Below are 11,535 nucleotides of genomic sequence, written 5' to 3'. Positions count from 1 at the left end.
AGCTTAGGAAGAGTGATCTTTGGAAAAATAAACTCTATAGACAAGCAAAAAATGAAGAAGCTACAAGCAGAAAAATAAATCAAAATGTGAGAAAATAGAGCTATTTCAAAATTACAGAACCTCCACTTTAAAAAGCGTAGGTTCTGTAATCTCTTTCCGCTATTGTACCAGCAATCGCTTCACTGTTTCAGAAACCACTTTACCATCAGCCTGACCAGCCAATTCCTTGGTAGCTACTCCCATTACCTTGCCCATATCGGCAGGTCCTTTGGCCCCCACACGAGTCAGGATATCTTTTACCTTAGCTTCCAGTTCTTCTGCAGATAACTGTTTTGGCAAATATCTTTCGATAATAGCCAGTTCGGCTAATTCTTTACTGGATAGATCCTCACGTCCCTGTGTTTTGAAAATATCGGCAGACTCCCGGCGTTGTTTAGCAGCCTTTGTCAATAACTTTAATTCTTCTTCTGCTTTAAGATCTCCTCCAACAGTGCCTTCTTTGGTCTCTTCCAGTAAGATCAGGGATTTAATAGAACGTAATGCTGTAAGCGCATCTTTATCTTTGGCAAGCATAGCCTGCTTTATATCATTATCAATCTGTGATTTGAGAGACATAAACTTAGCTGTAAGTTAATAAACATTATTTTTCTGCAAGTATAGCAGTTTGACAGTAAAATATCTATCACCAGACAGTATCTTTTCAGTACTGATGATCTTCTGCATTTAGCCAAAAAGCAATTAAACTATTGCATTCAAACCTTCCACATCCAAAATATACTTAATTCCTATCCAATTGCTTACCTATTCCATCTTTAAATAACTAATTAACAACATAGTATACCTGAAGCAGAATATACAATTTTATGTCTATAGTTACGATGTCAGTTTCTGAAAAATAAAAACCTGTAATTGGGTTACTTTTTTAGAAGATTTACATCAAAAATTAAAAACCTTCACCACATTCAATTTCTATTGAATCTACACTCTCCACAATTGAATCTACACACTCTATTTTTAACTAAATCAATTATTTCATGAACCTTTTACTAGCTTTCTGGTGGGTGCTTATACCTATCGTTTTGCTGATCTTTTACCGTTTTTTCTTCAGAATTTTCGGTGTTGTTATTGTTCCTGAAGACCGTATTGGTCTTGTTACCAAAAAATTTGTATTGACAGGCGAGAATCGAGCCTTACCCGATGGACGTATCATTGCAGTAAACGGCGAAGCTGGCTTTCAGGCTCAAACCCTGGCACCAGGTTTACACTTATGGAAATGGATATGGCAATATGAAGTAAAGTTACAACCACTCACAGTTATTCCTCCCGGAAAGATTGGTCTGCTTATCGCCAAAGATGGAAACGAGCTTCCGACAGGTGCTATTCTGGCACGCCGTGTAGACTGTGATTCTTTTCAGGATGCAGAAAAATTTATCCGCAATCATGGTCAAAAAGGTCGACAGACAGCTTATATTACAGCAGGTTCGTATAGAATCAATGCATTTTTGTTTGAAGTGGAACTGGCAGACATCACCCACATTAATGAAAACAAGGTAGGTATTGTGACTACTCAGGATGGTATGCCACTGAGAGACGGGCAAATTGCAGGATCAAATGTACACGGCCACAACAACTTTCAGGATGCAGATGCCTTTTTGCAAAATGGGGGTAATCGCGGTTTGCAGCCTCAGGTAATTCTGGCAGGTTCCTATAACCTGAACCCCTGGTTTGTCCAAATAGAAGAAACCTTTATGACCGAAATTCCTATCGGTAACGTGGGTGTTGTTATCTCTTATTATGGTGAAGATGGCGCTGACCTTAGTGGAGCAGAATTCAAACATGGTAATATTGTAGGCAAAGGCTTTAAAGGTGTTTGGGCTGAGCCACTTGGACCCGGTAAGTACCCTATCAACAAATACACCATGCGTGTTGAACTAGTACCTACTACTAACCTGGTATTGAACTGGGCGTCAGCACGTAGTGAGTCACACCAATTGGATAAAAACCTGAGTACCATCACTGTTCGTAGTAAAGACGGTTTCCCATTCAACTTGGACGTTTCTCAGATCATTCATATTCCTACCAATGAAGCACCTAAGGTAATTGCCCGTTTCGGAAACATGAATAACCTGGTAAGCCAGGTGCTGGAACCAACCATTGGTAACTACTTCCGTAACTCGGCTCAGGATGCTGATGTAATCAACTTCTTAACTTCACGGAAAGAACGGCAGGATTCAGCCAAACAACACATTGGAAAGGTATTAGCTGAATACAACGTGTTTGGAGTCGACACCCTGATTGGTGACATTGTGCCACCTGATTCCCTGATGAAAACCTTGACAGACAGAAAGCTGGCAGAAGAACAAAAGATGACCTTTGAAACTCAGCGACTGGCTCAGGAAACTCGTCAGAAGCTGGAAAAAGAAACCTCTATTGCGGATATGCAACGTGAAATTGTAAAAGCCGACCAGGGTGTATTGATTGCCCAACGTATTGCAGATGCATCTGTAAAGAAAGCCGAAGGGGAAGCTACCAGTGTTAAAATACAGGCAGGTGCGGAAGCCGAACGACTAAAAACCATTGCCAATGCAGATGCTCAAAAGACCAAAGTACTGGCGGAAGCAGAGGCAGAAAAAGTGAAGATGCTGGCTAATGCAGAAGCAGAAAAGATCAGTGTAACAGGTGATGCAGAAGCAGCCAAGATCCTGGCTATTGGTAAATCATCTGCGGAAGCGTATAAACTGGCCGTTGAAGCGATGGGTGGTGACAATTTCACCAAACTGAAGGTAACCGAAGCCATAGGCAGAGACCGAATCAAGATCATTCCAGATGTACTGATCAATGGAGGTGCAGAAGGTTCGGGTGGTGGGCCAATCAGTGGTTTGCTGGGTTTACAACTACTGGAACAAGTTCAGAAACAACAGAACGGTAATGGCAACCATCACAATGGCAGTCAAAAACCAGAAGATCCAACAACTCAGATCTAATTCTATCAACTAGATTAGTAGATTATAAAAATCCGAAGTCACCAAAGGCTTCGGATTTTTTGTTGATAATAATACAATGCTACAACCTCTGTTTTCTATTCGCAGAAATCACCCCTCAAACATTCTCAGACAGATCAGATAGATCTAAAAAACATTTTATGGAGAGGTAGAGCACAAAAAACGCACTAATAGACTGAAAATCAACAAATTACTTAAATAACCAAATCATAGACAGGACATCATACCCATAATAGAAATACTGACTAAAAAATCAAGCTACCATAACTAACCCTTAATCAAATACATATAAAAAATTTACAATTTATCGTTTCATAAAATGTTTTTTAGATCTGTCTGATCTGTCCGAACTGTCCGAGAATTGATGACAATTGATAGACCATTTGTATTGATAAGATTCATTTGCAGAACCTCAAGATGAATCAACAAAGCTTACAGTTCTGCAACCTGGAACCAATATTCTAAAAATGTGCGGATCTTGTGTACTGTAAGGTCATAAGTGCCTGGCTTGAGAATAAATGAATTGGCTCCTAACTGATAGCATTCATCTATGTGTGGATCTGAGGCACTTTCACCCAGCACAATCACAGGGATGGATCGGTACGCTGGGTTTGACTTCAGCTTTTTCAATATTTCTAATCCATTCTGTGGTTTTGAATTGTAATCAAGCATAATCAATGCAGGCTGCTCACCAGATTCCAATGCAGAAAACAACTCGTTACTATAAGTCAGGTAGAGAAACTGTATGTCAACCTCCAGTTGTGAAGCAATAGAATCTGTAATCATCCGGTCATCCGGATCATCTTCCAGCATTAGTATATAGGGCTTCTTTAGTCTCATGGTATCAGGGGTTTGTTCTGTCAAACTATCTATTTCTGAAATGCATACCTCCAGGCAGCAAATATATTTCTACAAATGAATACCCCAAAGATAAGTCATTCGTTTCTCAGAGTACAGACTCTCCTGATAAATTACACAAAAACGGTAAACAATTTGCAATTTCTCACGTACTTAGTATATTGGTTAGCAAACAATTGTCTTATGACCATTACCAATAAACCCAAATCATTCTGGCTAACGGTGCTCTTTCTGGCATGGATGATACCCGCTATGAGTCAGCATGTCCCCGTAATTCAGTTTGATCAGTTAAACAAACGAATACATCAGAACAATGACACCCTCTATGTAGTTAATTTCTGGGCTACCTGGTGTGGCCCTTGTGTGACTGAGTTGCCCCTATTAGAATCTGTGCATAAAAAGTTTGCCAATCAGAAAGTGAAAGTTTTGCTGGTGAGCCTTGACTTCAAAAGAGACCTCCAGACCAAAGTAATCCCTTTTGTCCAAAAACGAAAGTTACAATCTTCTGTCTATCTGTTAAACGAAACAGACTACAATACCTGGATTGATAAAATCTCTCCGGAATGGTCTGGTTCTATCCCAGCTACATTATTTATCAAGACATCCCGAAATGTCCGGAAGTTCATGGAAAAAGAAGTGAAAGCCGGAGAACTTGAAACCATTATTCAATCATTTCATCTATAACACACTAACTAACAACTTTGTATGAAAACAATTTTCAAAACTCAGTTAGCCTTACTGCTACTCCTGGCAGTAGGCCTTGTCAGTGCTCGCTTTGCTCCTGCTGGCTATAAAGTAGGTGACACAGTACAAGATTTTTCGCTAAAGAATGTAGATGGCAAAATGATCTCTCTGGCAAGCAATTCTCAGGTTAAGGGTTATATCATCACTTTTACCTGCAATACCTGTCCGGTAGCCAAGCTATATGAAGAACGGATTATTGCACTGAATCAGAAATATGCGTCCAAAGGCTATCCTGTACTGGCTATCCAACCCAACGATCAAGGCATCTCTCCCGGAGATTCTTATGATCTAATGCAGAAACGCGCTAAAGACAAGAAATATGCATTCCCTTACCTGGTTGATGAAACACAGGCTATAGCCCAAACCTTTGGTGCTACCAATACCCCACATGTTTTTGTGGTAAAAAAAGAAGGCGATAAATTTAAAGTGGCCTATATCGGAGCTATTGACAATAACTCCCAGGATGCCTCACAAGCCACCAAGAAATATGTAGAAGAAGCAGTGGATGAATTGCTTCAAGGCAAAGCTGTTACTACTCCATCTGCCAAAGCCATCGGATGTAGCATAAAATGGAAAAAAGCCTAAAGGTATTTGCTTTTTTATTTTTCAAAACCCAGTCAGTAGAAGGCTGGGTTTTATTGTTTTTTTATTTTCACCAATTCCCCTCTTTTGGTAAACTAACTCTATTTTTTGCCTCAATATTACCTCCTTATATTTTCTACCATCTTACTCTTTATTTTATCTCACACTTTAGTTACTTGTAAGCACAAGGATATTGACTATACCTCGGTTAAAATTTTAGGCACGTAACGACATCTATACAATGTATTCTATTAAACCCTATTATACGGAAGATCGGGATAAGTTACTTCATGAATATGACAAAGGACTTATTACCAAAGCTTCTTCTCAGGACCTGGAGAGTATCTATCCGGAAATTACTCATTTTACCAAGCTGGCTATTTCTGGTTACACAGGCAAGCAGATGCCTCCTATTGGTCAACTGGTCAATCTGGAAGAACTGGAAATTAATCGTGCGGAGCAATTACTTACATTACCAGAGGATATTGGACAGTTAAAAAATCTCAAAAAACTTCAGATCGAATCCAGAGCTGTCTGTATACTTCCGTTATCTTTTGGCAACCTCTCCAATCTCGAAGAACTTACCCTTAGGAGTTTCAAGGATGACGGACATTTGTCGGAAATACTCCCAAGGCTCACTTCATTGAGAAAACTGTGGATTATATCCTTTCAAGCTACTTCGCTGCCGTCACTGGTATCTGATCTTTCCTCTCTGCAAGAACTTAAAATCGGTGGATGTGACGAACTTCAGGATCTGTTGATTCTGAAAAGTTTACCCAAGCTTACAAAACTCTCTTTGTACGAAAATCCGAAACTTCCTTCTTTTCCGGCCCAGCTTTCATTTTCAAAAAAATTACAGGAATTAGAGATAAATAATCGCCTACCTATTCAATCAATCCCTGACGTAATAGGTGAACTCACCGAACTTGAGAGTATAGAAGTACGTTCCGGTTCGTGGGCTAGTGAGGAATCTGATCCTTTTGGTATATCCCCTGCTATTGGCAAGCTACAGAAGTTAAGAAAACTGAAGCTGAAGCCTGGAACGAAAGAAGTCCTGCCCTTTCCGGAATCAATAGGAAACTTAGCCAATCTGGAAGAACTGAAACTAGATTGGTATCCAATTGAAACGCTACCTTCTTCTATAGGTAATCTCAAAAAGCTGAAAACTCTCTATATTAACCTTGGTGATTTGACCGAACTACCTTCTGAAATAGGCGGACTCGACTCCCTGGAATTACTTTATATACACGGTTTCAGTACCGATAAGAATAAACTTACCACTTTACCATCGGAAATAGGAAAACTTAAACACCTGAAAACAATTGATATAAATGAAACACTTATTGACCTTCCTGATACAATAGGTGACTGTGAAAACCTTGAAATGCTAAAAGTGATAACCCCAAAATCACTTCAACGTATTCCAGAAAGTATTGGTAGACTAAGTAAACTACAGTCTCTGACTCTTAGCGGTATATTTTCTCAACTTCCGGAAAGCATCGGCAATCTGCAAAATCTGACAAATTTAGAACTACCCGATAGTCCACAACTTGTAAGTCTGCCCTCTACTATTAGCCAGTGTACCCAATTAGGCTCAATAGAAATTTCAAGAACTGGCATTCAACGTTTATCAATCGACTTGTACAAACTTACCCGATTATGGAAAGTAAGCACACATGCCACAGATACACAATTTGCACCCAGACAACTGGAGCCTGAGATTTTTAACTGGTTTTATCCATTTAGACATCTGGCAGAAAACCAGCATTCGGATATGGACGAGGAAAAGCGCAAAATTTACCTGCATGTGTATCTAAATAACTTCCATCAGGAACGGCTGGAAAATCGGCCTCAACAGGTATTTTTTGAAGGTTTTTCGATCAATTATGCCCCTATGCATCAGGCACTAATTGAAAACATATTTGTGTTTAATGAAAAGTACCAGTCTCTGTCAGACAAACCATTAAAACCAGGAGATATAGTAGCCATTCTGGGCAATACTTCTTATAAAAAGACAGATATCAAAAACAAACTGACTGCAGCCAATATTGGGTACAGCAGTTCATTAACTGATAAAGTCACTCATATACTGGTCGGAAGCTCGCCTAAGTTTCCGGAGAATGGAAATACCCAAAAGAATTATTTTCTATTTAGCGAAAAAGAACTGACTGACTTTCTGAATCAGGTTGAACAACCGTATCTCTTATCCGAAGAAGGGCGGGCAGATAATTCAACCGAATCTGTACTGAAGCTTTTGCGTAGTCCGGAGTCGCTCAATGAAGCACTAGGAGTACAATTACTTGAATCGACAGGTGTACCAGCTGAACTGATTATAGATCTACTGGTCATTGCCAAAACCTCAGATAATCCAGATACTCGCGCCAAAGCTAGACAGCTTATCAAGAAAAATACAACAGATGGAGTAATTCTTCAGGCACTTGCTCACAAGGCAAAGATAATTGATGATACATCCAGGTATAGTTACAATCGTTTTCAGATCTACAAATACCAACAAGAATTTCCAGGTCTGGATACAGCGTCTATGGCCTTTCTGGTTTGGCTCAAAAAGGAAAAGGTGATAAAAAACTGTTTTGCAGGCGACTACTTTATGGAACACTCAGATGCGAATGATCCCCGTCGCCAGCTCTATATTGAACAAACCACTCCTGAATGGCTTGCAAAAACGAATGAACTAGAGCTAAAAGCTGCTCTCACAACTGAGGAAGCCAATACTTTACTCCAGCAGGTACAACCGACCATCCGGAAAATCACATTTAAAGGCAATCACCTGACTTCATTTCCTGAAGAGATGCTTCATATAACATCCCTGACAAACCTGACTATCTACCATAGTAAGATACTTGAAATTCCAGAATCCATTGCCCAATTGAAAAATCTGAAACATTTGGTAATTTTTCAATATAATTTACACAAGCTTCCATTAAGCCTCTCAACCCTCCCATTGGAATCTCTGGAATTAAAAACAAATAGGGTTGAAAATCTTGATATCCTAAAAGAACGAATGCCATCCTGTCAATTTCGTTAAGAAAGAGAAGAAGCCAGACAAACGTAGAAACAACATGTCTGGCTTCTGTCAGAAATATATTTGCTCAAACTGATTTTTGTTGGTTTAAACAGATAACTTATTCTGTTCTATAAATACCTATAGGATAATCAGATACAATGAAAGCAGATATCAACATTGATTCTTGAGATTTAAAACTCCCAAAAAAATTTATGGAAAATTTTATAACTCTGAATCGTATATATCTAACACAACGTCTATCTGATCAGATTATTCTTTTGCATCAATGAAACCATTCCTATCAGTAAGTATAATTCTACTAATATTCTCATCTTGTACTTCCTCCAATAGTCTGGATAAAATCATTGCAGAAACAGACTCTTCTCGCAAAAGTCTACATTTTATGTCTGTGGATGAATTGAATCTGGACTCTACCGTTAGAAAATCCAAGGATTCATTTGAGGCGCAGCTACTCGTCAATGAATTCTGGCAACACTCTAATAAAAAAAACTCATATTCTTACCTGATATGTTATTATTCATATCATTTACCTAGAAATGGCGTTACTAGACGAAAGGTTCTCTTTTTTAAAGAAATCCCTCAAAAATTAATTTTAGCCCAAGAAGAAGATATTTATTCCAAAAATGTGAATGAATTAGTGGATGTAAAACTGGTGCTTATCAATAATTATATAGATCCATTATTTTATGTTAGAACAGATTCTCTACCTACTGAAAAATTAAAGCAGATCAATCGAGAACGATTAGATTCATTAGAAAAAAAGTATCCTGGAATAAAAACTGATCCCTGTGGAAATACTGTTATCAGTATTCTTGAGGAAAATTACCCAGAACCTCATGGATTACTGGATACTGCGAGAGCAAAATACTGGATTGATAAGTTTACAAAACGGTAAAACTATCCCCACATTACTAAAACTTGTGAAAATATATAAAAAACTTAAAACAGAATGGAGTGAGATTAAAAAACAACTTTTACACCTTCGGGAGAAATATAGAGGAATGTTGAAGTATATTGCTTTTTATGGATTCTTGTACTTACAGGAGGCAAAGATGAAAGCTTTTACCAAATCTATAAAAAGAAGGTCATTTGATGCGTTCCACTTATTCAATTATAGAAAACATAAGCCTATATACAATCTGCTAAATACCATTATTTTTGTGTACTAACTTTTCATTTCTGATGAACCATACACAATCCAACATACTCTCTTCCAAACTACCCAATGTAGGCACCACCATCTTTACTGTTATGTCCAAACTGGCTCAGGAGCATAAGGCCATTAACCTGGGTCAAGGCTTTCCGGACTTTAACGCTTCTCAGGATATTATTCAGCTAGTAACCAAAGCAATGCAGGATGGATACAATCAATATGCTCCTATGCCGGGTACCATTGAGTTACGGGAACAAATTGCCATCAAAACAGAACGTATGTATGGGTATGCTCCTAATCCTGATACCGAAATTACAGTTACTTCCGGAGGTACAGAAGCCTTGTATGCTGCTATCAGTGCCATTGTCAGTCCGGGCGATGAAGTGATTGTATTGGAGCCTTGCTACGACAGTTATGTACCTGCTATTGAACTTAACGGAGGGATTCCGGTATTTGTGTCCTTGTCATCCGATGATTTTTCAATCAACTTTTCCCAACTGCAAAATGCCATTACCAGCCGTACCCGAGCCATTATTATCAATACACCACACAACCCAACCGGCACCACACTGACACAAAAGGATTTGCAATTCCTGGCAATTCTGTTGAGAGATAGGAACATTTATCTGATCAGTGATGAAGTATATGAGCATATTATCTTTGATGGGCAACAACATCAGAGTGTGTTACGACATGCAGAATTACGGGAACGAAGCTTTGTAATCTCTTCTTTCGGCAAGACCTATCATGTTACCGGATGGAAGTTAGGCTATTGTATAGCCCCTCGCGAACTGTCAACCGAGTTTCGGAAAGTGCACCAGTACCTGACGTTTTCGTCCTTCACCCCTCTTCAGATTGCTCTGGCCGAATACCTCAGGAATCCAGAGCCCTATGAGTCTTTGCCTCAATTCTATCAGCAGAAACGGGATTTCTTTGTGAACCTGATGCAACAAACCCGCTTCTCTTTACTGCCTAGCCGAGGCAGTTACTTTGTATTGGCATCATACGGACATATTACGGATGAGTCTGACACCGATTATGCCATTCGTCTGACCAAAGAAATTGGCGTAGCCACTATTCCTCTATCTGTTTTTTATAATAACAAAACTGATAACAAACTCTTACGCTTTTGCTACGCCAAGAAAGAAGAAACACTGGAACGGGCAGTAGAACGATTGATGAAGATATAAATTCAAAATAGAAACACCTTTATTGATAAGGCTATTATCAATAAAGGTTTATAACCAGGCAATATGCCTAGTAACAGGAAAACTGTTTAGTTTGTCAAAAATCAACTAGCTACTTGTACAAAAATCATGAGTTTTAAAATGGGATATACCGATTTTCGCAGTATAGAAGAATACGATCGAAAACTTAATATTTTTTATTTCTCACTTAACCCTCTCAAAAAAAGCAAAGGCTTAATGGGCGGCAAAAAAGAGGAGGAATATGACCGCTCCTTATTGAGTAATATTGCTGTCTACGAAATCAACACCGGCAAAACCAGGTATTTATTTGACACAGTACATGAGGAAGAAGAAATTACCCATTTCCTGTTTGAATCGTCGTATGTGGAGGAGGGAAAACGAATTGAGTTTAATTATAGTAGCAGTAAGATACAGAACAACTCATCCATAGATCAACGTGAAACTTTGGATAGACTATTGGTTTGTCAGTTTAATAAGACCAAAGAAATTAACAAATTATGGAGTTTCCGGAAAAATGGAGAGGGAAAACGCCTAATCACTGAATTCGGAAAAGATACAGAATGGAGAATTGATGTATTCAATCAAAAAATCAGGGTTATCAAGCGTAATCCTACCACAGTAGAGATACAGGATTTCGAGTGGTAAGAGGGCAGTAAGTGGCTTTTCAGAGGTATTTGGCTTTATATTGACAGCATTTTGTAGATGGTAAGCCAGCTTTTTTCTTTGATAGTAGATTTATTGCGCATAGTTAGTAGCATGAAGAAGACTTGTGCATAGTTATAAGCACAAGACAATTAGAAGAGGAGATTCAAGTCATCCGAATCAAAAAAGTTTTTGCCATCAATAAACCGCAAAACTGTCAATGCGTTTAATTCACCGCATGAGTGGTGTTTGATCAGAATTCACCGCAAAAAATATTATGCGCATAGTTCAGGTCAAAAC

General features: G+C 38.7%; 9 protein-coding genes. 7 read left to right on the top strand and 2 right to left on the bottom strand.

The window, feature by feature from the left end:
• Positions 1 to 159: 159 nt before the first annotated feature.
• The gene (locus QNI22_RS01325) at positions 160 to 615 is read right to left on the bottom strand and encodes a GatB/YqeY domain-containing protein (protein ID WP_314508795.1); all 456 of its coding nucleotides are present in this window, start codon (positions 613 to 615) and stop codon (positions 160 to 162) included.
• Positions 616 to 1,034: 419 nt separating this feature from the next.
• On the opposite strand from QNI22_RS01325, the gene QNI22_RS01320 reads away from it, so the two are divergent.
• A complete protein-coding gene (locus QNI22_RS01320; protein WP_314508794.1) occupies positions 1,035 to 2,984 on the top strand; it encodes an SPFH domain-containing protein in 1,950 nt (649 codons plus the stop codon).
• Positions 2,985 to 3,434: 450 nt separating this feature from the next.
• Here the strand turns inward: QNI22_RS01320 and QNI22_RS01315 are convergent, their stop codons facing one another.
• The gene (locus QNI22_RS01315) at positions 3,435 to 3,842 is read right to left on the bottom strand and encodes a response regulator (protein ID WP_314508793.1); all 408 of its coding nucleotides are present in this window, start codon (positions 3,840 to 3,842) and stop codon (positions 3,435 to 3,437) included.
• A gap of 201 nt (positions 3,843 to 4,043) precedes the next feature.
• Here QNI22_RS01315 and QNI22_RS01310 point away from each other — a divergent pair, with 201 nt between their 5' ends.
• From QNI22_RS01310 to QNI22_RS01285, 6 genes are all read left to right on the top strand, one after another.
• Positions 4,044 to 4,544, top strand: coding sequence for a TlpA family protein disulfide reductase (locus QNI22_RS01310; protein ID WP_314508792.1), 501 nt, complete (start codon positions 4,044 to 4,046; stop codon positions 4,542 to 4,544).
• A gap of 21 nt (positions 4,545 to 4,565) precedes the next feature.
• On the top strand, positions 4,566 to 5,189 hold the full coding sequence (locus tag QNI22_RS01305; RefSeq protein ID WP_314508791.1) for a thioredoxin family protein: 624 nt from the start codon (positions 4,566 to 4,568) through the stop codon (positions 5,187 to 5,189).
• Between the two features lie 238 nt (positions 5,190 to 5,427).
• Positions 5,428 to 8,232, top strand: coding sequence for a leucine-rich repeat domain-containing protein (locus QNI22_RS01300; RefSeq protein WP_314508790.1), 2,805 nt, complete (start codon positions 5,428 to 5,430; stop codon positions 8,230 to 8,232).
• Between the two features lie 382 nt (positions 8,233 to 8,614).
• Complete coding sequence (locus QNI22_RS01295) at positions 8,615 to 9,127, top strand: hypothetical protein (protein WP_314508789.1); 513 nt, start codon at positions 8,615 to 8,617, stop codon at positions 9,125 to 9,127.
• Between the two features lie 287 nt (positions 9,128 to 9,414).
• On the top strand, positions 9,415 to 10,575 hold the full coding sequence (locus tag QNI22_RS01290) for a pyridoxal phosphate-dependent aminotransferase (protein ID WP_314508788.1): 1,161 nt from the start codon (positions 9,415 to 9,417) through the stop codon (positions 10,573 to 10,575).
• A gap of 126 nt (positions 10,576 to 10,701) precedes the next feature.
• Complete coding sequence (locus QNI22_RS01285; RefSeq protein ID WP_314508787.1) at positions 10,702 to 11,238, top strand: hypothetical protein; 537 nt, start codon at positions 10,702 to 10,704, stop codon at positions 11,236 to 11,238.
• The last annotated feature ends 297 nt before the right edge of the window (positions 11,239 to 11,535 follow it).

This window comes from Xanthocytophaga agilis (assembly GCF_030068605.1).
GTDB lineage: Bacteria > Bacteroidota > Bacteroidia > Cytophagales > 172606-1 > Xanthocytophaga > Xanthocytophaga agilis.
This window is presented reverse-complemented; position numbering and strand designations above follow the sequence as displayed.